Annotated in this window: 20 protein-coding genes; 13 read left to right on the top strand and 7 right to left on the bottom strand. The window is 71.9% G+C overall.

The window, feature by feature from the left end:
* Window positions 1-23: 23 nt before the first annotated feature.
* From ABD126_RS25070 to ABD126_RS25060, 3 genes are all read right to left on the bottom strand, one after another.
* The gene (locus ABD126_RS25070) at window positions 24-935 is read right to left on the bottom strand and encodes a GDSL-type esterase/lipase family protein (protein ID WP_343936352.1); all 912 of its coding nucleotides are present in this window, start codon (window positions 933-935) and stop codon (window positions 24-26) included.
* A 112-nt stretch (window positions 936-1,047) separates the two neighbouring features.
* Window positions 1,048-1,578 carry a hypothetical protein gene (locus ABD126_RS25065; protein WP_343936351.1) on the bottom strand — a complete coding sequence of 177 codons (531 nt, stop codon included), beginning with the start codon at window positions 1,576-1,578 and terminating at the stop codon, window positions 1,048-1,050.
* A 170-nt stretch (window positions 1,579-1,748) separates the two neighbouring features.
* On the bottom strand, window positions 1,749-2,978 hold the full coding sequence (locus tag ABD126_RS25060) for an FAD-dependent monooxygenase (RefSeq protein ID WP_343936350.1): 1,230 nt from the start codon (window positions 2,976-2,978) through the stop codon (window positions 1,749-1,751).
* 95 nt (window positions 2,979-3,073) lie between these two features.
* Between ABD126_RS25060 and ABD126_RS25055 the strand changes: the two genes are divergently transcribed.
* Window positions 3,074-4,093, top strand: coding sequence for a helix-turn-helix transcriptional regulator (locus ABD126_RS25055; protein ID WP_343936349.1), 1,020 nt, complete (start codon window positions 3,074-3,076; stop codon window positions 4,091-4,093).
* Window positions 4,094-4,223: 130 nt separating this feature from the next.
* Here ABD126_RS25055 and ABD126_RS25050 read toward each other — a convergent pair whose 3' ends face one another.
* Complete coding sequence (locus ABD126_RS25050) at window positions 4,224-5,453, bottom strand: PP2C family protein-serine/threonine phosphatase (RefSeq protein ID WP_343936348.1); 1,230 nt, start codon at window positions 5,451-5,453, stop codon at window positions 4,224-4,226.
* 302 nt (window positions 5,454-5,755) lie between these two features.
* Between ABD126_RS25050 and ABD126_RS25045 the strand changes: the two genes are divergently transcribed.
* The 9 genes from ABD126_RS25045 (at window position 5,756) to ABD126_RS25005 (ending at window position 15,970) form a co-directional block, all read left to right on the top strand.
* Complete coding sequence (locus ABD126_RS25045) at window positions 5,756-6,553, top strand: SDR family oxidoreductase (protein ID WP_425542881.1); 798 nt, start codon at window positions 5,756-5,758, stop codon at window positions 6,551-6,553.
* 965 nt (window positions 6,554-7,518) lie between these two features.
* The gene (locus ABD126_RS25040) at window positions 7,519-7,701 is read left to right on the top strand and encodes a hypothetical protein (RefSeq protein WP_343936347.1); all 183 of its coding nucleotides are present in this window, start codon (window positions 7,519-7,521) and stop codon (window positions 7,699-7,701) included.
* Window positions 7,702-7,837: 136 nt separating this feature from the next.
* Window positions 7,838-8,623: a helix-turn-helix domain-containing protein gene (locus ABD126_RS25035; protein ID WP_343936346.1), complete on the top strand. Its 786-nt coding sequence runs from the start codon at window positions 7,838-7,840 to the stop codon at window positions 8,621-8,623.
* A gap of 2 nt (window positions 8,624-8,625) precedes the next feature.
* Window positions 8,626-9,381, top strand: a complete 756-nt coding sequence (locus ABD126_RS25030; RefSeq protein WP_343936345.1) for a helix-turn-helix domain-containing protein — start codon at window positions 8,626-8,628, stop codon at window positions 9,379-9,381.
* A 191-nt stretch (window positions 9,382-9,572) separates the two neighbouring features.
* On the top strand, window positions 9,573-11,795 hold the full coding sequence (locus tag ABD126_RS25025; RefSeq protein WP_343936344.1) for a MinD/ParA family ATP-binding protein: 2,223 nt from the start codon (window positions 9,573-9,575) through the stop codon (window positions 11,793-11,795).
* Between the two features lie 460 nt (window positions 11,796-12,255).
* The gene (locus ABD126_RS25020) at window positions 12,256-12,585 is read left to right on the top strand and encodes a helix-turn-helix domain-containing protein (RefSeq protein WP_343936343.1); all 330 of its coding nucleotides are present in this window, start codon (window positions 12,256-12,258) and stop codon (window positions 12,583-12,585) included.
* 144 nt (window positions 12,586-12,729) lie between these two features.
* The gene (locus tag ABD126_RS25015) at window positions 12,730-14,235 is read left to right on the top strand and encodes a serine hydrolase domain-containing protein (protein ID WP_343936342.1); all 1,506 of its coding nucleotides are present in this window, start codon (window positions 12,730-12,732) and stop codon (window positions 14,233-14,235) included.
* A gap of 5 nt (window positions 14,236-14,240) precedes the next feature.
* On the top strand, window positions 14,241-15,320 hold the full coding sequence (locus ABD126_RS25010) for a sensor histidine kinase (protein ID WP_343936341.1): 1,080 nt from the start codon (window positions 14,241-14,243) through the stop codon (window positions 15,318-15,320).
* Window positions 15,317-15,970, top strand: coding sequence for a response regulator (locus ABD126_RS25005; protein ID WP_343936340.1), 654 nt, complete (start codon window positions 15,317-15,319; stop codon window positions 15,968-15,970). Before ABD126_RS25010 ends, ABD126_RS25005 begins: the two co-directional genes overlap by 4 nt.
* A 15-nt stretch (window positions 15,971-15,985) precedes the next feature.
* On the opposite strand, the gene ABD126_RS25000 is transcribed toward ABD126_RS25005, so the two are convergent.
* Window positions 15,986-16,798 carry a TetR/AcrR family transcriptional regulator gene (locus ABD126_RS25000; RefSeq protein WP_343936339.1) on the bottom strand — a complete coding sequence of 271 codons (813 nt, stop codon included), beginning with the start codon at window positions 16,796-16,798 and terminating at the stop codon, window positions 15,986-15,988.
* 34 nt (window positions 16,799-16,832) lie between these two features.
* Between ABD126_RS25000 and ABD126_RS24995 the strand changes: the two genes are divergently transcribed.
* Complete coding sequence (locus ABD126_RS24995; RefSeq protein ID WP_343936338.1) at window positions 16,833-18,569, top strand: right-handed parallel beta-helix repeat-containing protein; 1,737 nt, start codon at window positions 16,833-16,835, stop codon at window positions 18,567-18,569.
* Between the two features lie 182 nt (window positions 18,570-18,751).
* Here ABD126_RS24995 and ABD126_RS24990 read toward each other — a convergent pair whose 3' ends face one another.
* Complete coding sequence (locus tag ABD126_RS24990; protein WP_343936337.1) at window positions 18,752-19,156, bottom strand: Imm1 family immunity protein; 405 nt, start codon at window positions 19,154-19,156, stop codon at window positions 18,752-18,754.
* Complete coding sequence (locus ABD126_RS24985; protein WP_343936336.1) at window positions 19,144-19,935, bottom strand: DddA-like double-stranded DNA deaminase toxin; 792 nt, start codon at window positions 19,933-19,935, stop codon at window positions 19,144-19,146. The genes ABD126_RS24990 and ABD126_RS24985 overlap by 13 nt, the downstream gene beginning before the upstream one ends.
* 312 nt (window positions 19,936-20,247) lie before the next feature.
* On the opposite strand from ABD126_RS24985, the gene ABD126_RS24980 reads away from it, so the two are divergent.
* Together ABD126_RS24980 and ABD126_RS24975 are read left to right on the top strand one after the other, a co-directional pair.
* Window positions 20,248-20,763: an OsmC family protein gene (locus ABD126_RS24980; protein WP_343936335.1), complete on the top strand. Its 516-nt coding sequence runs from the start codon at window positions 20,248-20,250 to the stop codon at window positions 20,761-20,763.
* 152 nt (window positions 20,764-20,915) lie between these two features.
* A complete protein-coding gene (locus ABD126_RS24975) occupies window positions 20,916-22,172 on the top strand; it encodes a serine hydrolase domain-containing protein (RefSeq protein WP_343936334.1) in 1,257 nt (418 codons plus the stop codon).
* The last annotated feature ends 25 nt before the right edge of the window (window positions 22,173-22,197 follow it).

Raw genomic sequence — 22,197 nt, 5'->3', positions numbered from 1 at the left:
AACGTGACGGTGCGGTGCGGTAGTCAGCGGCCGGTGGCGGACAGCACGGCGGACGCGATCGCCTCGTGACCGGCGGGTGTCGGGTGCACGTCGGTGTGCTGGCAGAAGTAGGTCAGGGCGCACACTTTGGCCACCGGCGTGGGGATCGGGCCGTGGGTCGGGTCCTGTGTGGTCTCCGTCAGCGGTCCGTAGCCGCCGGTCGTGGCGGTGACGTCGACGAACGTCGCCCCGACTTTCTCGTACTCGGCCTTGAGGGCGGTGTTGAAGAAGTCCCGGAACAGCGACACCGACAGGCGGGCGAGGTCCCGGCCGTTGGGGAACGCGGGGGAGACCCACGCGCCGAGGAACACGTCCGGGTAGGTCAGGCCCACGATCGGGGCGTCGCCGGCGGCTTCGCGCAGGGCGGGCAGCGTGGCGGCCAGGTTGGCCCGCACGGCGGCGACGGCCTGGGAGGCGCACGCCAGCGCGTCCTGCTCGCGTGCGCAGGGCGCGAGGTCGTTGCCGCCGATGACGACCGTCACCAGGCCCACCCGACCCTGGTGGTCGCGCAACGCCCGCACGGCGGCGTCGAGTTGGGTGCGTCCCGCCGGGTCCGGCGCGTCGGGGCCGCGGTTGCCGGGCGCGCAGCCGGGCTCGGCCCGCAGTTGCGTGGACGTGGCCCCGCTGCACGCGAGGTTGATCAACCGCAGCCGCGAGCGTTCGGCGACGAGGTAGGCGAAACCGGCCCGGTCGCCGCCCGCGGACGTCCCCGCCTCCGCCGGCCGGTAGCCGGTCGCGTACGAGTCGCCCAACGAGACGTACACGCGTTCGACGGGCGCGGCGTCCCCGGTCGTGGACGTCGGGCCCGGGGTCTGGGGCGTCGACTCGGGCCCGCCGCACGCTCCCAGCGCCACCAGCAGCGCGCCGACCAGCGCGGATCGCCGAAGTCCCGACACGCCAACCCCCTGTTCTGTGGTACGTGACCGTCCGGGGTTCCCATCCTGCCGCACGGCAAACACGTCCACAGTGGACCACACGCTTGCCCGCCGGGAGCCCGATGGCTACCCGCTAGCGCCGGTGCGGTGTGGGGTTGGTCTCGGCGGGGTGCGGTTGCTCGGCGTGGGGTCTGCCGAAGCCCGGAGGGCAGCGGTTCCACAAGGTGTGCAGGTGGTTTTCGTAGTCGCGCGGGGAGGTGCCGGAGAGGGTGTCGACCATGGTGTGATCCGGGCCGCTGCCGCGTTGCTCGTATCTGGCGAGCAGGATCTGCAGGTCGTAGACGAGGATTCCGGGGTAGCCGAGTCGGCGGTGGATGACGTGGGTGATCGCCAGCAGCAGCGGCAGCTGGACGGGTCGCCGGTCGCCCATGCCCGCGGAGGTCTGCAGGTCCAGGTAGTACTGGAAGGATTCGAAGTCGAGTTCGCAGTCGTTTTCGAAGTCGTGGCGGCCGAGGGAGACTCCCATGCCCAACAGCGTGGTGGAGTAGGCGGGTTCGTCGCTCTGGTAGGGCTTGAACGCGCAGCCGAGTTCGTGGTCGAGCACGGCTGCGAGTTCGGGCAGTGGCAGCGGGGAGTTGAAGAAGTACTGCAGCTCGATGCCCACCGCGCGATCCTCCTGGTGTCGGCCGTGATACCCGCAGGCAGCGGCGTTTTCGAGGCGCCGGTCGGTCTTGGAACCATACGTCCACCCGGGTGGCCAACCGGATCGCGGGGCCGTGTTCCGTGCCGGGGGTGCCCGTTCGCGTCGACCGCCGGCGGCCGTCGGTTGCCCCGTCAACGGCGAAGCCGGGCCGCTGCGGCGAGGATCGGCATGGTCACGGTGTTGGCCGCGGCGCCCAGTGCGGTGTCGGTGGCGAGGATCCACCGGACGGTCTTCATGGCCAGGGTGAGGACCTCGCTGCCGCGCAGGCGCATGCCGGCCTCGAAACGGCTGACCGCCTCGGTGGGCGTGGCGGTGTCGTCACTGAGCTCTTCGAGCAGGGCGGCGGCGTCGCGGATGGCCGCGCCGGCCCCCATCCCGGCTGTGGGTGGTGTCGCGTGGACGGCGTCGCCGAGCGCGGTGACACACCCCGCGGGCCACGGCGCGAGGTCGGCGGCGCGAGTCGAGGCGGCGTTGAAGCGGAACGCGGCCACGCTGCGCGAGTCGGCGCGGGCGATCACCTCCAGCGTGTGCTCGGCCCAACCCCGCCGCCGGAACCGGTCGAGCAGCGCGGCCCGCAACCGTCCGTCGCGCAAGTCGCGCAGGGCGTCGGTCTCGCCGGATTCGGGGAACATGGCACCCCAGATGTAGGTGGGTCCGGTGGTCACCGACATCCGCAGGTCGGGCGCGTCCAGGGCGGCGTTGCCGACGGGGTCGAGGAAGCCGACGTAGAGCGCCGCGCCCCGCGGACCGATCGCGAACCCCGAACGTGGCCCGAGGCGCCGCCGCTCGGCGGGGCTCAGGTCCGTGCGGCGGGTACGGCCGGAGAACCCGATGATGCCCGCGGGACTGCTCGTCGGGCCTCCGGCCAGGTGGCGGGCGATCACCGAGTGGACACCGTCGGCGCCCACCACGAGATCGGCGGAGGCGGAAGGGCCCTCGGTGAACAGCACGCGCGGCGCACCGTTGTCGTCGTGGTCGACACCGACCGCGGTCCGCCCCAGGTGCAGGTCGTCGCCGACGGCCTCGGCGAGCAGGGTGCGCAGGGTGATGCGATCGACGTCGACACTCGCACTGCGGCTGAGGTCCGGGCCGTACCCGAGCAGTCGGCCGCGGCGGTCCCAGAAGACGTCACGCTCGCGCACCCGCAGCGCGGAACCCGAGGCCAGTAGCCGCCGCATGATCTCCGGCTCCACCAACCCCTCCAACGCCGACAACGCCCGCTCGTCCAAAGTGATGTGGTAGCCGCCGGTCGCGGCCACATCGGTGTCACGGTCGAACACCGCCACCTCGAAGCCCCGGCGACGCAGCCCCGCCCCCAGCGCGAGCCCGCCGATCCCACCCCCGACCACGACGACGCGCATGTTCGTCCGTCTACTGTCGCTTCGTGCCTGCATGGGATCGACCCTGACAGCAATGGTGGACGCCGAGCGGCCAGTACCGCGGTCATGATGAGACGATGGCGAGCACCTCACACCGGGCGTTGCGGCTGCTGTCCCTGCTGGAACCACGTCGGCGATGGCCCCTGCGCGACCTCGCGGCCCGGCTGGAGGTCAGCGAGCGCACCGTTCGCCGCGACATCGACACCCTGCGCGAACTCGGCTACCCGATCACGACCGTCCACGGCCCCGACTGCGGCTACCGCCTCGACCCCGGCCACACCCTGCCCCCGCTGCTGTTCGACCGCGACCAGGCGCTCGCGGTCGCGGTGGCGTTGCAGACCGCGCCCAGCACGGTGTTCGGCCTCGAAGACGACACGGCCCGCGCCCTGGCCACGTTGCACCAGGTCATGCCCGACGAGCTGCGCGCCTCGATGGAGTCGCTGCGGCTGACCCGGCTGCGGAACTACTGGGAGTTCCCGGCGCCACCCATCGCGCCGTCCGCGCTCACCGCCGTCGGAACCGCGATACGCCACCGCCACGTCCTCGTCACCGAGACGCTGCGCGCCGACGGCACCCGCCCCGCCCCCACCGACGACGACTTCGAGCCGGCCCGCCGCATCGAGCCCCACCACCTGGTCGTCTGGGCGGGACGGTGGTACGTCGTCGCCTACGACCTCGCCGACGACCAGTGGCGGGTCCACCGCGTAGACCGGATGCGCCCCCGCCCCACCACCCACCGCTTCGCCGTCCGCGAAGTCCCCGACAACGACCTCGCCCACTTCGTCATGAGCAGCCACGACCGCGGCGACACCCCGGCCGACTGGCCCTGCACCGGTACCGCCCGACTCAACCTGCCCGCCCACGTCGTGGCCCATTGGGCACCGGGCGGCTCGGTGGTCGAAGACCTCGACCCCGAACACTGCCGACTGACCCTCGGCGCCTGGTCGTGGGCCGGTGTCGCCGGCATCCTCGCGACGTTCGACACGGACCTCACCGACCTCCACCCACCCGAACTCATCGAGGCCTGCCGGCGCCTCGCGCACCGGTGGGGCACCGCCACCAAGCCGACGAGCCCGGCCACCGACGACCCGAGCTGACAAGCGGTCGTGCGCGCTTGTCGGTCCCCGTGGGTGCCGGTCCGACCGGACAGTCATCGCCATCAGCGCCTACGACATCGTTCTCCAGTCGTGTGATCACGGCCTGCGAAGCGGTGCGACGTGGCGCGGGTCAGTGCTTGGCGTTGCGCTGTCGGGTGCACGAGGCGGTGTCGGGGTCGGCTCCGGTGTCCGCTTGGCGGTCGGTGCACCCGGTGCCGTGCCAGTCCAGGCACAGCACGGTCGCGTCGTCCTGGAGCCGGTCGCGGGAGGCGTTGCGCACCGCCCCGGTCAGCGCGCGCACGACCTCGCGGGGGTGCAGGTCGGCGGTGGCGCGGAGCAGGGCGGGCAGGTCCGCGCCGGCGGCGTTGCGTTCGATCATGCCGTCGGTGAGCAGCACGAGCCGGTCACCGGGGCACAGGTCCAGCCGCTGCACCCGGTACGCGTGCTCGGCGGAGACGCCGAAGAGCATGTCCACCCCCAGCCTCACCTGCTCGACCGCGCCACCGCGCAGCCGCAGCGGCGCGGGGTGACCGGCGTTGACCAGCTCGATCCCTTCCCCGTCCAGGTCGACGCGCAGCAGCAGCCCGGTCGCCAGCGCCCCTCGGCCGTGGTCGAGCAGCGCCTGGTTGGCCCGCTGGGCCTGCTCGGCCAGGTCGCACCCGGCACGACGGGCTCCGCGCAGGGCCCCGACCAGGAGGGTGGCGGTCAGGGCGGAGTCCACGTGGTGGCCCACGGCGTCGGTGACCGACAGGTGCAGCGTCTCCCGGTCCAGCGCGTAGTCGTAGGTGTCGCCGCCGATCTCGTCGGCGGGCACCAGCGCGCCGGCCACGGTGAACCGGGCCGCCTCGCAGCACGCCGCCGAGGGCAGCAGCTGGTGCTGGATCTCCGCGGCCAGGCTCATCGGCGTGGTGCGGCGGCCGACGTGGTAGAGGTCGGTGAAGCGGCGGTCGGTGACCATGATGTAGGCCAGCGCGTGCGCGGCCTCGCCCAACTGCGCCAGCGTCTCCTCGTCCAGGGTGGGCACGGTCAGCTCCAGCACGCCCACGCAGTCGCCGCGGTTGGTCACCGGCAGCACCACCCGCACCCCGTCGTCGCTCCGCTCGCGCCACGGCCGCTGGGTGCGCAGCACCTCCTCGTAGGCGCTGCCCCGCAGGTCGACCCGTTCCTGGTCGCACCCGTCCCGCCCGGTGGAGGTCAACCGCACCACCTGCTCGCCGACCAGGTCGACCAGCAGGAAGGACACCTCGACCGCGCCGAAGCGCTTCTCCAGGTTCCGCGCGACGACCTCGACCGACTCCATCGGCGGCGCGCTCTCCGCCGCCGCCAGCAGATCACCCAACCCGACCCCGTCACCGTCCACGACCACCTCCGCGTCCTGCCGGAGGTCTACCCGAAGTGATGGCGAGCATCACCACACCGCTTCCGGGACCCGGTTTCGGCGACGACGAGCCGTTCAGGGGCAACAGGGTCACACGCTGGGCTGATCTCGTCCCCTTCAGGAGGGTTCAGCGCGCCGTGAGCGGGAAGACTCGGGACCGGCGACGAGAACGGGGGCGGCACATGGCCGACGACCAGTACACCCGGCAGGACCCGCGGCACCAGTACCCGCGGCCCGAGCAGCAGCGGGGCAGTGAGCAGCGGCACCCCGGCACGGACGAGGACATGGCTCCGACGCCCGACCACGGCGAGCGGAGCTACCGGGGCAGCGGCAGGCTGGTGGACACCAAGGCCGTCATCACCGGCGGCGACTCCGGCATCGGGCGTGCGGTGGCGGTGGCGTTCGCCCGGGAAGGGGCCGACGTCGTGCTGTCCTACCTGCCGGAGGAGCAGGAGGACGCCGAGGAGACCGCCGAGCTGGTGCGCCGGGCGGACCGGCAGGCGGTGCTCGTCCCCGGCGACCTGCGCACCGAGGACGCCTGCCACGAACTGGTCGACCGGGCCGTGGGCGAGCTGGGGCGCATCGACGTCCTGGTCAACAACGCCGCCTACCAGATGTCCCAGGACGACGGGCTGCTCGGCATCTCCAGCGAGCAGTTCGACCGGGTGTTCAAGACCAACGTCTACGCGATGTTCTGGCTGTGCAAAGCCGCCGTCCCGCACATGCGGCCGGGCGCGTCGATCATCAACACCTCCTCCATCCAGGCTTTCCAACCCTCACCCGAACTGATGGACTACGCCGCCACCAAGGCCGCGATCGTGAACTTCACCAAGGCGCTGTCGGCGGACCTGGTCGAGAAGGGCATCCGCGTCAACTCGGTCGCGCCCGGCCCCGTGTGGACCCCTCTGATCCCGGCCACCATGCCCGCCGAGAAGGTGGACAGCTTCGGCGGCCAGACCCCGCTGGGCCGTGCCGCCCAACCCGCCGAACTGGGCCCGGTGTACGTCTTCTTCGCCTCCCAGGAGTCCAGCTACGTCACCGGGGAGGTCCTCGGCGTGACCGGAGGTCAGCTCCTGACCTGAGTCATCGACACGTGGTCCGGTTCACGCGTACTCCAGGGTCGCCTTCGTGATCAGGCCGTCGTTGAGGTCGAAGCGGTAGTTGACGCGGAAGCCGCTTGTGCCACCGGGTCGGAAGCGGACCAGCATCGTGGTGGGGGTGTGGTCCAGGAGCGTGTAGGTGCCGGCCGGCGCCGCGCCCGGAGTTGTCCGCAGTGATTTCAGTCCGGACAACCTAGGAGCCGGGTCCGACGCTGCTCACGCTCCACGGCCAGTTCCGCTGCGCTGACGCCACAAGATGCTCAAGCTCACCTGGGCGCCACGACGGGCAAACCAGCGCCGAGCAATGGAACCAGAGTCGGGAAGCGTTGGGCCGGTGTCGCTCGTGATGCCGGGCGCGGGCCAGATGGCTGAACACGCGTTGTCCGGCCCGATGACCGGACAACGCCTCCTCGCAGGTACCCGGCCGTACCGGGCGGTCGAGTGCGTGGCACGCAGTTTGGGGGCGGGTGCCGCGCCAACGGCGACCCGCCGGGCTCGCTCACGTGTCCGGGCCACGGACGATCGGAGTCGAGGTGAGGGTTGCTCGGCCCAGAGGACCCGCTTCCTCGTGCTCAACGATAGGTGCAGCGGGCGGAGGCTGCCAGCGCGTCCGGGACGAAAAGTGGGCCCGAGAAGTTTGTCCTGGACGGATCTCACGCCCTGACCTGCGGTGCAGCTGGGGCGATCTGGTGTCCAGATCGTCCTGTGGACGTCCGGACAGGAGAGGGTTCGTGCGATTCCCGCCCGTTCCAGCCATCATGGTGGAGCAGAAAACACCGCTCCGCCAGTAGCTGTCGCGGGCAGGGATCGGCGCCAACCGCTCGCTCCCCGTGTACCCGTCGGAGTGGCGTGTCCGGGCCACACCACATCGGGAACGGGTGAGTTTCGTGATCATTTCCTTCGGCGCCGCGAACAGCGGATCGCTTGCTTGCTTACCGCTGCCGGCGGTGTTCGTGCGAGCCGTGGTGCTCGTCGTCATGTACGTCTTCGTCCTGGTGCTGCTGCGCTGGGGCTACGACACCTACACGACGTTGGTGTTCGTGTCGGTGCTGAGCCTGGTCGGGGTGAGAACGGGTCACGGCCTGCTGCGTCCGCTACGGGTCGGGCCGTCGGTCAGCTTGTCGCGCTGACCGGGTACCCGGAATGGACGACAGGCCCATGCCTCGGGAAAGCACCACCACACGTCTGTCGCCCGGGCGCCGCACGGCGCCCGGGCCGTCGCCCCGCCCCTCGACGCCGGCCGTGTCCCCGCGCCGCTCGTCGACGATGCGCAGCGCTGGGCGGCCGGTGGAGACCAACCCCGCTCCCGCCGACTCCGTGCTGGGCGACTGGCAACCGCTGTCGCGGGCGATGGACACGGCGATGGCCGCCGCCACCATGCCCAGGCTGGTCGAGGCCCTGGACGAGCTGCGGCGGGAACGGGAGTTGTCCTATGCGCGCCTGGGGCGCAAGGCTCAGGCCGTCCCCGGTATCTCGCGCACCAGCGCTCACGCCGTGATCAAGGGCAAGCGCGACCTCGACCTGGCCCTGCTGCGCGGCTTCCTGGTCGTGTGCGAGGTCTCCTCCGAGGAGCGGCTGCGCTGGCTCGGCGCGTTCGACCGGCTCGTCCGGTCCGCCGAGCCCGAGATCATGGTGCGGGCGACCCTGCCCGCCGCGCAGGTCACGGCCCCCGCTCCGGCCGCACCCGCCCACGTCGACCCGCCACCGCGCCACGACGTCGCCTGGCCGTCGCTGCAGAGCGTGCGCCGGGCCCATCCCCGCAAGCGGCGTGCTCCCGACCACGTCCACCGGCACCTGCCGTGGTTGCTGATCCCGGGGATCGGAGCACCGCTGTGCGCCATCCTCTTCATGCGGTACGCGATCCCCGTGCCCACCATCCTCGGGTTCTTCGTCCTGGCCACCCTCGGCCTGGCGCTGTGGACGGTCCACCTGCCCGGGATCGACACCGGACGTCGGCGCGGGACGCCCTACGTCCGGAAGGTGCGCTTGGAGGAGGACCTCGACGTGTTCGGGCCGGACAGGCGGGCCGCTCCGCCGGTCATCGGGTTGTAGTCGTGGCCGAGGACCGCGCCGAAGCGCGCCGAAGCCGGTTCGCGGTGGAGCGTCCCGCTGTCGGGGTGGGCGGTGACCTGAAGACGCCGAAGGAGTTCCTGCAACTGCTCAACGCCATGCGCCAGAGCAAGAACGTGTCCTACCGGCAGATCAGGGAACGAGCCGGCGCGGGCATGTCCAGCAGTACCGCGCAGGCAATGCTCGCCGGGGACACCCTGCCTCCACTGCCCAAGCTCGAACTGTTCCTCATCGGGTGCAACGTCCCCGCCGAGGAACGTCGGCGCTGGATCAACACCTGGCACAGGATCAACCAGAGCGCCTCGCAAGCGAACGACACCGCCTCCGAGGTGCGTGCGGCCACGGGGAGCCCCGCCGCCCCGCCGCAGACCAGCGAGGACGCGCCGCCGGCACCGTCATCCCGGCCTCCGGCGCCACCCGCGGCGGCACCCACACCGCCACCACCACGCCGGCCGCGCCGCCGAGGCGACCGGCGGCGGCTGCGGTTCGCGCTCCTGGCGCTCACGGCGTTCACCTTCGTCGTCGGTGTGCTCACCGCCAGCGCCATTCTCATGTGGGTGCACCAGGTGCCGACGGAGATCATGTTCGCCGTGTACGGCCTGCTCGCCCTGAGCGTCACCTCGTGGATGATGGTCGCGCAGCGCTACCCGCCGCCCCCTGAACGACCCCACGGCAGCCTTGTCGTGGAGGACCCCGCCGCCGTCATGGTCCGATCCGCCAAACCGGTCATCGGCGAATGACCCGACCGCGGACGGACAACCGGACAAGGCACGACCGGTCGCCGAGCCGCGCGGACCCCGAACGCCCGGACAAGGGGGGAGGTGCACCACCCAGCATGGCCGACACACCGTCCAGACCTGGCCGTTCCCGCGGCGGTGCCCCGCCTTCGATCGACGAACACGCCCTGCGCGGCCGGTACGGACAACCGGCCGTGGACCTGGTCACCTCGCTCGACCGCCTGGCCCGCGAGGGCGGGTTCACCAGGAACGACGCGGCCCGCCACTGGGCCGACCGGGATCCGCGGCGCGCGCGAGAGCACGGCATCCTCAAGGTCTCCGACGGCGGCGTCGAGTCGATCGAAAGGCGCCGGTTGTCCGAGACGATGAAGATGGCCAAGGGACCGATACCGCCGGGGCTGGTCGAGGCGTTCCTCGAACTGTGGGCACCGCAACGCCCAACCCCCGAGGTCCGCACGGTCACCGACCGGCTGCTGCGCTTGCGCGACCAACTCGCCCAGGCCGGCCCCGCTGCCACCGCAGCACCGACAAGACAGCGCAAGCACCGCCCCTCCACCCAGGCCACGACCTCTCTGGCGCATGAGGAGGAGCTGTTGCGCACGCGGCAGGAACTCGTCAAGGCGCAGGAGAACGCGACCCGGTTTCGAAATCTGGCCGGTGTCCTGTACGTCGCGCTGGTCGGTCTCCAGTCCGCCCACCGGCAGGCGGTCCACGATCCCCAGACCCTTGAGCGAGAAGCGGTGGTTGTCCGAGTCGGACAACCGGACAACCCCCTGACCCGGGCTGACGGCCCTGAGGAAGCGGACAACCCGTCAGCGCGGCCCTATCTGCATCGACTGTTGTCGGGATGGCGCAAGACCGTTCACGCACTGACCGGCGGCCCGGACGGTCCGCGGCAAAGCCTGACGGAGGCGCGGCGACGCGAGCTGATCACTCGCATCACCCGCCCGTCTGCCGGGTGCCACCGGATCGCGGTCGTCGGGGTGGGGACCGGCGTCGCCGCAAGCGTCATCACCGCCTTCCTGGGCTCGGCGTTGGCCCGTCTGCGCTACCGTGCCGCCGCGGGACGCCCCGACCGGGTGATCGCCGTGGATGCCAACGCCGACGACGGCGACACACTGACGGCCAGGATCACCGGTGAGCCGAAGACCACCATCCGCCACGTCCTGCGCGACGCGTTCGACATCACCGGACACGAGGACGTCCGCGCCTACACGTTCCAGACACCCGGCCAACTGGAGATCCTCGCGTCCGACGTCGGACCGACGATGTCCGAGTCTTTCGGCGTTCAGGAATACCCGGCCGTGCTCGCGCTGCTCGAACGTTCCTACGACATCCTGCTCGCCGACTGCGGCACCGGCCTGACGAACCCGGCCATCGGAGGCATCCTCGACCTGGCGGACTCGCTCGTGCTGGTGTCGACCGACTCGGTGGACGGCGCTCAAGCCCTCGCCGACACCCTCGACGCGTTGCAGTCCCGCGGTCACCACAGCCTGGTCGCCCGTGCCGTCACGGTGATCAGAAGCAGCGAGCCGGCCTCGCGCGACCCGGGCGGCCTGCCCGAACACCTCGCCCAGCGCTGCCGCACGGTCGTCCGGATCCCGTTCGACGCGCACCTCGACGGTGACCCGGACATCGAGGCGGCACAGCTCGAGCCGGAGACCCGGCTCGCACTCCTGGAACTCGCCGCCGCCGTCGCCGACGACTTCACCGACCTCGGGCCCCGAGGACTCCCGGCGGAGCCTCCCACCCAACCGATCGCGATCATCCCGGCACCGGTAGCGCACCGGGTGCCGGTCCCCTCCGACCCCCGCACCGGACCGGTCATGATCGTTCCGACCGGACCGGTCATGGTCGTTCCGACCGGACCGCCCACCCAGCCCATCAGGATCACCGCGGGACCCGCCCCGTACCTGGGCACCCCGATCCCGTGGACCGAGAAGCTCCGGATCATCGACGTCCTGTTCGCGGCGTACAAGTTGACGCCGGACGCCCGCAACGCCGCCCGCAACCTGGCCTTCCGCTCGGCGGGCTTCCCCCACCCGGACATCGAGAGGGAATTCCGCGCACTGGTCAACCGGGCCGTCGGGGAACCCCGGAGAACCATCTCCAGGCTGATCTTCCACCACCCGCAATTCCCGACGTCGAGCCAGGCCGCCGCCGGACTCGACGCCGCGTGGAGCCAGGGCGCCCTGACCGAGCAGGAGTACCTGACGAAGAAGTACTGGGTGTGGGAGTTCGGGCGACACACCCCTCCTCTGGTGCCGCGCGCGGACGCGATCTACGTCCTGGACGCCCGGCTCGCACAAGGTGCGCTGTCACCCGACGAGTACTGCGAGATCGTCGCCGCCGTGCGACAGCGAACAGACCTGTATCCGGCCGACTACCCGCACGAGCCGATCGGTTCATGGCCGTGAACAGCGACGAACCCACCCGTGGTTCGCGCTTCGGGCACCGCGGCAGCGTGTTGCGGGATTCCGTCGTGCCGGCTGTGGTCCGTGCGAATGGCGATCCACGCGGACCGTGCGTCGGCCGCCTGGTCTTCGGCGATCCGCAGGCTCCATGCGATCTCGGCGTTGAGATGACCCTCGGCGGAACGCGCTTCATGCTGTCCCGCGAGCCGTCGATCCCGTGCCCGCGTACCGCTGAGGCTCCCGAGCCCGGCGACACGGCCGCGCGCCCGAATGCTCATTTCACCGGTCGTCCCGCGAGTTCGCCTCGGAACGCGATGACCGCCTCGCCCGAGATGGTCACCTCCAAGCCGCCGGCCGAGTCGCTGGCCGGGACGACCCGGACCCGTACGTCGCCCGGTCGTCCCATGGCCACGCCCTGTCTGCCGGTGAACTCCAGCGCGCCGCCGGTCAGTGGGGCGAGGTCGTGGCGTGGCCGTGCGGGCTCGGCGCGCTGCGGCACAAGCTGGACGGCTTCCTCGCCATGACGGGAGTCGGGGACCAGCCGGCGGCGGAACCGCGACTCGGCGACGCCGAGGTGCTCGACGTGCTCAGGGTGCTGGTGCGCAACACGGTGGCCGAGTTCGGGAGACCGCCGCGGGAGCTGACCAAGGGCGAACGCCTGCGCGCGGTGGACTTCCTCGACCGCAAGGGCGCGTTCCTGATCAAGGGTTCCGTGCCGCTGGTCGCGGACGTGCTGGGCATCTCGGAGCCGTCGGTCTACCGCTACCTCGACCAGGCGAAGTCCCGCCGCTGACCGGCCGACCGGTCCACCCCTGACCGGCCGACCGGTCCACCCCTGACGAAAGTCAGGGGTCCGCCCTGCCGTTCGGGTCGGGTCGCGAGGCCGCCGACTTCCTAGCGTTCAGCGTCGTTGACGTCGACGGGAACGGAGAGCGCCGTGTGGCAGCGCGGAACGTGGTGGCGGGGACTGTTCGTGGTGGTCGTGGCGCTGGTCCTGGGTGCTGTGCCCGGCGGCCCGGTGTTCGCGGGGGAGCGGTTGGACACGGCAGCCGTCGACCGGTTCGTCGTGGAGTTCGCGCGGCAGGCCGCGTACCCGGGCGTGGCCGTCGCCATCACCAAAGGTGATCAGGTGCTGCACGTGGCCGGTTACGGCAAGGACTCGTCCGGCGCGCCGGTGACCGCGGCGACGCCGATGCCGGTGGCGTCGGTCAGCAAGTCGTTCACCGCGCTCGCCGTGATGCGGCTGGTGGAGGCGGGCCGCGTCGAGCTGGACGCGCCGGTGCGGACGTACCTGCCCGACTTCCGGGTGGACGACCCGCGCGGGGAGAGGATCACGGTGCGGCAGTTGCTCACCCACACGTCCGGGATCACCGACGGCACACTGGCGGAGAAGAGCCTGCCGCAACCCGGCTCGCTCGCCGAGGCCGTGGTGCGGGCGGGCCGGGCGACGCTGGCCACCGAGCCGGGCACGAAGTACGCCTACACCAACACCAACTACCACCTGGCCGCGCGGCTGGTCGAGGTCGTGTCGGGCGAACCGTTCGCCGACCACCTGCGGCGGCACGTGCTCGACCCGATCGGCATGCGGGCGACGAGCCACGTGGCCCTGACGCCGCGCGACCTCCCGGGCGCGGTGGCGAAGGGACACGTCTACGCCTATGGGGCGAGCGTGCCCACCGCGGAGCCGGAGCGGTTCGTCGCCGGCTCGGACGGCCTGGTGAGCACGGCGGAGGACATGGCGAAGTGGTTGGTCGTGCACAACAGCGGGGGCAGGACAGCCTCCGGCGAGCGGGTGTTGTCCGAGTGGGGCATGGCCACGATGCGTCGGGCCGAGGGGGACTCGACCTACGCGATGGGCTGGGACACCGGTGACGACGGCCGGGTGCGGCACGGCGGCATCTGGTTCACCTACGCCGCCGGTCAGGTGCTGCTGCCCTCCGGCCACGGCATCGCCGTCCTGGTCAACACCGGTGTCGCCCTGACCCATGAGGGCACCACCGCGCTGGAGGACGGCCTGGCCACCCTGGTCACCGGCGGCACCCCGGACGTGGGCAGCGGAACGCGGTTGATCGTCGACCTCGTCCTGGCCGCCCTGACCCTGGTCAGCCTCGCGCTCGGCGTGCGAAACCTGCGGCGCGTCGGCCGGTGGGCGCGGCGCTTCGGCGACCGTCCGTGGTGGCGGCTCGCCCTGCGGTTGGCGCCGCGGCTGGTGCCGCTGGGCGTCCTGGTGGCGCTGCCGGCGATCACCACGCTGGTCGCCGGCGGGCGGGACATCAGCCACGTCCAACTCGCGCACTACTCGCCCGCGCTGGTGGTGTGGGTGGCGGTGGCGGCCGTGCTGAACCTGGGTGTGGGCGTTGCCAGGGGTGTGGCGTTGGTGCGGCTGCGGGGCGCGGTCCGGCCGGGCCCGAGCGTGCCGTCACCGCAGCTCACGGCGAGGTAGGGTCGGTGATCGTGACGTGCTCCGAGGGCAGGCGGCCGGCCTGGCCGCCTGCCCCGCGGTGGGCGTTGGTCCTGTTCGCGCTCCTGCTGGTGGCCGTCGCGCTGGGCGCGACCGACCTGCCCGGGTGGGTGGTGGCGGTCGCGTTGCTCGCGCCGGTGGCGGCCCTGGCCCTGCTGGTCGTGTTCCCGCCGGGTTCGCTCGTGGTGTGCGCGGGCGCGAGCCAACTGGCCGCGCTCGCCATGGACGACTCGGTCCCGCCCTGGAGCGTCGCGCTCGCCGCGGCGGTGGGCGTGGTCAGCGTCCTGGCCGGCCGGGTCGTGGTGCGGCCGGCGATCCCGCTGGTGGTCTTCGCGGTCGGGGCGCTGGTGGGCGGCGGGGTCGCCGCGCTGGCCGGCCGGGAATGGGGTGCGGGGCCGTTCGTGCTGCTCGCGGCCGTCGTCCTGCCGTGGAGCGTCGGCCGCTCGATCCGCCAGCAGACCGAGGTCGCGCGGCTGCGTGAACGCAACCGGATCGCGCACGACATGCACGACACCCTCGGGCACGAGCTGAGCCTGCTCGCGCTGCGCGCCGGGGCTTTGGAGCTGAGCGCGGACCTCGCCGAACCGCACCGGCGGGCGGTCGCGGAGTTGCGCTCCGGGGCCGCCGCGGCGACCGATCGGCTGGCGGAGATCATCGGGGTGCTGCGCGACGGCGAACCCGCGCCGCTGCGGCCCGCCGACGGCTCGGTTGACGAGCTGGTCGAGCGGGCGGCGGCGGCCGGGCTCGCGGTGACCCTGGAGACCGACGGCGAGACCGCGCCGCCGGTGGTGGACCGGACGGTCGTGCGGATCGTCCAGGAGGCGTTGACCAACGCCATGAAGCACGCTCCCGGCGCGGCCGTGCGGGTCCGGCGGGTGACCGCGGAGGGCAGGACGGTGGTGACCGTGACCAACACGGTGGCGGGTGGCGGACCCGGCACGGGCAGTCGTCGCGGGCTGGCGGGGCTGCGCGCCGGCGTCCGCGCGGTGGGTGGCACGCTGCGCGCCGGTCGTCGCGGCGACGTGTTCGAGATCGTGGCCACGCTGCCACACGGGGGAGAACGGTGATCCGGCTGCTGCTGGCCGACGACGAGGCCATGATCCGCGCCGGGGTGCGGTCCATCCTCGGCGTCGACCCGGACATCGAGGTGGTGGCGGAGGCCGCCGACGGCCGGGCGGCCGTGGACCTGGTGTTGGCGCACCGCCCGGATGTGGCTTTGCTGGACATCCGGATGCCGGTGATGGACGGGCTCGCGGCGTGCGCGGAGATCACCCGTGCGGCACCGGCCACCGCGGTGGCGATGTTGACCACGTTCGGCGACGACGCCTATGTGTCCCGGGCGCTGGATGGTGGCGCTCAGGGGTTTCTGCTCAAGTCGGGCGACCCGCGCGAGTTGATCGCCGGTGTGCACGCCGTCGCCGCCGGGGGCGCCTACCTGGCCCCCAAGGTGGCCGCTCGGGTCATCTCCCGGCTGCGCGGCACCGGGTTGGGCCGTGCCGCCGCCGCCCGCGCCAAGGTGGACGCCCTCACCCCGCGGGAGCGCGAGGTGCTCACCCTGTTGGGCGCGGGCATGTCCAACGCGCAGATCGCCAAGCGCCTCGACCTGGTCGAGGGGACCGTCAAGGGCCACCTCAGCGCGATCCTGTCCCGCCTCGGCCTCGACAACCGGGTGCAGGCCGCGGTCCTCGCCCACGAGGCCGGTCTCGTGGGGTCGTGAAGGCAGGCGCTGCCGCTAACGGGTTCGGTTGCGGTAGGCGCGTTGTTGGCAGCTGCGGGAGCAGTAGGCGCGGGGGCGGCCGGAGGCGGGTTGGGTGATGGGGGTGCCGCAGACCGCGCAGGTTTCGTCACGGCTTCGCGCGCGTTGGACGCGGAGGTCGATGGCGTCGAGCAGGCGGGCCAGGCCGAACTCGAACGGGTCGGGTTGGTCGAAGCCGCCGGACTCCCACAGCGCCGTGAGCGTGGGGTAGGCGCTCATCCGAGCCCACAGGCCGTCGCGGGCGGCCCAGAACTGCTCGTCGCTGACGCCGGTGTCGCGTTCCGCGCGGGCGGCCTCGACCAGGGCGAGGGCTTCGGCGTCCAGGAAGCGGCCGAGCAGGCCCGCCGTCGCGACGACTTCCGCCGGGGGCAGGGCGGTGCCGGCGAGGATGGCGAGCAGCTGTTCGTAGTGCGCCAGGGCGTTGGGGCCGGGGACGTGGCGGGTGCTGTGTTCCTCGGCCAGCCACGGGTGGCGTCGGCGCAGTTCCCACCCGTGGCGCACGTGCGTTTCCAGGCGTTGCCGCCACGGGGCGTCGGGGTCGTCGGGGGCGGGGTCGCCCAGCACGGCGTCGCGCATGAGGTCGACCAGGTGGTCACGGCCGGGCACGTGCCGGTACAGCGACATGGTCGTGAAGCCGAGGTGTTCGGCGACCTTGCGCATGGACAGCCCGGCCAGTCCTTCCGCGTCGGCGACCGCCACGGCGGCGGAGACGACCCGGTCGCGGCTCAGCCCCGGCCGCGCGTCCTCGTCCTGCCACAGCAGTTCGACCCGCTCGTTGTCCCGCGTCACCCAACACCTCCCTGTTTATAGTATAAATGCGTTTATGGCATACACACATGCGCTGTACGTCTCGCCGACGGGCGACGACTCCGCCGCCGGCACCGAGGAGCACCCGTTCGCGACGGTGGACCGGGCGCGGCGGGCGGCCCGGGAGGTGGCGGGCGAGGTGGTGGTCCACTTGAGAGCAGGGACTTACGCCGGGCCGTGGGTGTTCACCGCCGAGGACTCCGGAACGTATCAGGCATACGGTTACGGCACCTCTGCGCAGGAAGAGGTGGTGGTCGGCGGCGGACGGGAGATCACCGGGTGGCGGCACGGTTCCGGCGGGGTGTGGGTGGCCGACGTCGGCGCGCTGGACACCCGGCACCTCACTGTGGACGGTCGGCGGGTGGAGCGGGCCGGGATCGACGGTATCCCCGGCAATGTGAGTGAAAACGAAGATGGTTACGTCACGGATGTGGCGTTGGAGTGGCGGACGGGTGTGGAGTTCGTCCACCGGGGCGTCTACCCGTGGACCGAGGCGCGGTGCGCGGTCGAGTCGGTCGAGGGCGGGGTGATCAGGATGAAGCAGCCCGCGTTCGGCTGGGCGCGGGAGCTGTACAACTCCACCTGGGACGGCCACACCTCCTCGGGGCCGGGCCTGCCCACGCGGGTGGAGAACGACCCGTCGTTCCTGCGCGAGCCGGGGACGTTCGCCCTGGACCGGTCCCGCCCCGGCCACCACGTCCTGCACTACCTGCCCCGCCCCGGTGAGGACCCCGCCACGACGCGGGTGGTCGCACCGGAGTCGGAGACGCTGGTGAGCGTGACCGGCGCGTCGGGACTGTCCTTCCGCGGCCTGGTCTTCGCCGACACGACGTGGCTGCGTCCCGTGAGCGACCGGGGTTTTCTGCACTACCACGGCAGCGGCTACCACGACGGCGGGCGGATCGACACGGTCGTGGTGGTGGAGGGCCAGTCGTGGCTGACGGTGACGGGGGAGCCGGAGACCGTGCCGGCGTGCGTGACCGTCGTCGACGCCACGGGTGTCGGGTTCGAGGACTGCCGTTTCACCCGTCTGGGAGCGACGGCGCTCGGCGTCACCGGCGGCGCGGACGTGGTGGTGCGCGGGTGCGACTTCGACAATCTCGCCGCCGGCGCGCTCACCCTGACCGGCACGCGCGGGGCGGTGGTCGAGGACAACGTCGTCCGCCGCGTCGGCCTGGACCACTCGGGTTCGCCCGGCATCTCGTTGCTGGGCACGGAGGCCTGCACGGTGGCGCACAACCTGGTGGACGACGTGCCGCACTGCGGCATCGTGGCCGGCCCGGCGCGCGGGACGCGCATCCTGCGCAACCACGTGACGCGGTCGATGGGCGTGCTCGCGGACGGCGGCGGGATCTACCTCTCGGGCCCGCAGGGCACCTCGCACGACGACGGGGCGCAGGTGCGCGGCAACGTCGTCACCGACACCCGCACCCCGTACAACTTCGCGCTCTACACCGATTACGGCGCGTCCTGGGTGACGGTGGCGGACAACGTGGTGCGCCGCGCCGACAACACCGCCGTCCTGCACGTCAGCCCGCCCCTGGACAACGTGGTCTACCGGGGCAACGTGTGGGACGCCGACCCGGTGGGCAGCGACGCCGTCCCGGACACGGTGACCTACGAGGACAACAGGACCCTGACCGACCCGGTCGAGTTGGACGCGGCGCAGGCCCTTGCCGGGGCAGGCCCCCGCCGCGCGGCTTCCTTCGCGATGGTCACCACGGGAGGGGACAGTAGCGCCACGACCGCCTAGCGGCTCGCTGGGACGGGGTAGCGGCCGGGGGAGGGAGGTGATCCCAACCCCGGCCGCTTTCGTCATCCAGGGATCCGTATTCGCCGGGCCGACCCGTTGACGTACCGGTCACGCGCGTACGTCAACCCGGTGACGTACCGGCCGGCCCGCTGCCCCCATCGGGGCCCGGCCGTGAGCGACGATCAACGCGGTTGCCACTCGACGCCGGTTGGCCTCGCGCCCCCACTGGTCATGTACTCGTGCGCGGCCCGTCGAACCACGTTCAACGGGAGTTCCGCATCCGCCGGGTATTCGGTGTCCGAACCGGTGAAGTAGTAGATGGGCAGCGGGTCGGCCACGTCCGGCCCTTTGCTGGTGACGCCGTCGGGCGCGTCGGGGCCGGAGTAGTAGAGGACTCCGCGCCCGTATTCGGCATCCAATCCCACATCCAGAATGGCGCGGCCGGGATCGTCCGCGATCAGGAGTTGAACGGTGTTGGGCCCCGGCCACCCGGCGACGGTGTCCAACACAGCGTCCAGCTCGGCGGGGGTGTCCACGATGGTCGGTTCGGTCGCGTCCCTGTCGAACCACGCTTCTAGCGCCACCACGGGCGTGCCCCTCCTGTGTATCGCTTGCGGAACCGCTCACCTTGGGCGTTCACGCCGTGCACGGTGAGCGTAGACCCCGGTGGGAGCAGGATCGGCACGAGCGTGTCACAGCCGAACCGGCCCACACACGGCATGTTGTTGATCACCACGGTGGCGTGCTGGACACCTTCCCGCACCATGCGCGCTGCAAGCTTGATCTCCACGTCTGCCGTCTTGGCCGATGCCGCACGCATTCCCATGTTCTTCAACATGGCGTCGGCGGCGTCGGAGTCGTCGTCTTTGCCACTGACGACCGGTTCCGCGTCGCCGTTGGGTGTGATCCAGCGACCATGCGTTTTCCGGCCGCGTTCCCCCGGCGTTATCGGCGGGGGAAGTTCATCACGTAGGCCCTCGACCCGGTCCGGCGGGACTACGGGCGGCTGGCCGGGTGGGGCCTGGTGGGCCGGGGGTGGCTGTTGCGGCGGTTGTGCGGGTCGCTGGACGATCGGAGCGGGTGCCGGTGCCGTCTGGCCGGTCAACGCGGTCAGGGCGGCCTGTGCTCGGTCCATGCCTGTCCCGAGGATCTTCCACAGGTCCTTCACCCCGTGGATCACTTCGTGGAAGTTGGCCGGCATTCGTTCGGTGTCCGACTCCAGTCCGACGGCCCCACGCAGGTGTGCCGCCAACAGGTCGTGCGCCTCTTCGGCAAAGTCCTGGGCCTGTCCCAGCGCGTCCCGGCACTGCGACGCCTTGTCGCACGCCTGGGACACGCTCTGAGCCACTTCCCCGATCGAGGCCACCCCGTCCCCTCTCCCGTGCGCCAGCGTGGCACACCGACCGGCCCGTGTTCCCCGTGAAATCACCGGCCGGCCGCTACCCGCCAAACCGAGCCGCTATGGACCGCCCCGACCAGCGTCAACGTTGGTGGGCCGCCGGGGGACCAGAAGGGTCGCCCCGGGGTCCGCGCCGTGAGACGGTCACTGTCCGCATCGTGGACCCCGCCCGGCTATTCCCGACGTTCACCGTCTCCCACAAGGTGGTTCACCCTGGCCCGTCCTCGGTGGCGACCCCAGACTGCGTGCACTGACCACGGTGAGTGAGGGAGTGTTCCGATGACGGTGGACGTGCGGCTCAACGACGTGGACGTCGAGGCGGTGGGCGGTCTGGTGGAGGCCGTCCGCGCGGACGAGGCCAACGCGCGCACGACGTGGGCGGCCCACGTGACGTGGCGCGGCGGGTTCCGGTCGGAGGCGAGGGTGCGGGGTTTCGCGCCCACGCCGTCCGACGAGCCGGCCGCGCTGGGTGGTGGGGACACCGCCGCCAACCCGGTCGAGCAGCTGCTGTCCGCGCTGGGCAACTGCCTGGCGGTCGGGTACGCGGCCAACGCCGCGGTGTCCGGCATCCCGCTCACCGACCTGACCGTGGACCTCAAGGGCGACATCGACCTGCGGGTCTTCCTCGGGTTGGCCGAGGGGCACGCGGGGTTCGACTCGATCACGGCGAAGGTCCGCATCACCTCGCCCGCCCCTCGCGCGGACCTGGAAGCGCTGCACGAACGGGTCGTCCGCAGCTCGCCGGTCGGCCACACGCTCGCCGCATCGGTCCCGGTCCGGATCGACCTGGCCTGAGGCCGGCCCGACCGGGGGCGGAGAGCCGGAGGAGGGCGCGCGGGTTGTCAATGAGGTGAGGGCCGTGCACGCGCCGGTGGTGCGGGCGGGGCGTCCGGTCGTGTGGCGGAAGGGGTTGACCCCGCCCCGAGGTCAGGCCGGAGCCTGGCCGCATGAGGCACAACAGCACTGGTTCCACGGCTCGGCTCGCTGCGCCGGTCGGCGGGTTCGGGAAGAGGGCGCGGGTCTTCCGGCGCGTGGCGGTCACCGCGCTGGTGGTCACGCTGCTGGCCGGAGGGTCCGCGCCGGGGACTGCCGCCGCTGCCGGGCAGGACCGTCCGGCGTTGCAGGAGGCCATGCAAAGGTTCATCGACATCGGGTTCACCGGGATGCAGTTGCGGGTGCACGACGAGCGGGGCGAGTGGGTGGGCGGCGCCGGCCTGCGCGAGTTGGGCGAGCCTGCGCCGCCGCCGACCAACGGGCGGTTCCGGATCGGCAGCAACACCAAGACCTTCGTCGCGACCGTGGTGCTGCAACTGGTGGCCGAGGGCAGGATCGCGCTCGACGCCCCGGTGGCCGGCTACCTGCCCCGGTTCGAGCTGGACCCGGGTATCACGGTGCGGATGTTGTTGCAGCACACCAGCGGGCTGTTCAACCACACCGGCGACTACTACGGCGGAAAGGTCATGCCGGGGCTGCCCTCGACGGGCCAGGAGTGGGTGGACAACCGTTTCCGCACCTACCAGCCCGACGAGCTGGTGCGGTTCGCGTTGTCCCGGGAGCCGCTGTTCCCGCCGGGGCGGGACTGGAACTACTCCAACACCAACTACGTGCTGGCCGCGCTGCTGATCGAGGAGGTCACCGGCCACTCCTACGCCGAGGAGATGCGGCGGCGGATCCTGGAGCCGGTCGGGTCCGATCGGGAGCCACGGCCGTTGGGGTTGTCGGGCACCGAGGTGCCGGGCACCCGGACAGGGATCCGCGGGCCGCACGCCCACGCTTACTACCGCTACCCGGACGCCGGCCAGTGGAAGACGGTCGATGTCACCCGCCAGAACCCGTCCCTGGTGTTCGGCGCCGGTGACATGATCTCGACCACCCGGGACCTCCACACGTTCTTCTCCGCGCTGATGAGCGGCAAGCTCCTGCCGGCTCCGCTGCTGGCCGAGATGCGCACGCCACACGACAAGAGCGGCTTCGGTCTGGGGGTGCGCGTGGAGAACTCGGTCCCGTGCGGCGGCACGCTCTACTTCCACAACGGCAACACCATCGGCTACGGGGCGCTGATGTATAGCACGGCCGACGGCCGCAGGACCCTGACCGCCTCGATCACCGGCGTGGACACCGAGGTGGACCTGGCCACGAAGTTCCCGCAGGCGTTGGACAAGCTCCTCAAGGCGGTGTTCTGCGGCGAGCGGGCCGCGGGTTGACCTTGACCTCAGGTCAGGCCGCACA

Source organism: Saccharothrix mutabilis subsp. mutabilis, assembly GCF_039521145.1.
GTDB lineage: Bacteria > Actinomycetota > Actinomycetes > Mycobacteriales > Pseudonocardiaceae > Actinosynnema > Actinosynnema mutabilis.
This window is presented reverse-complemented; position numbering and strand designations above follow the sequence as displayed.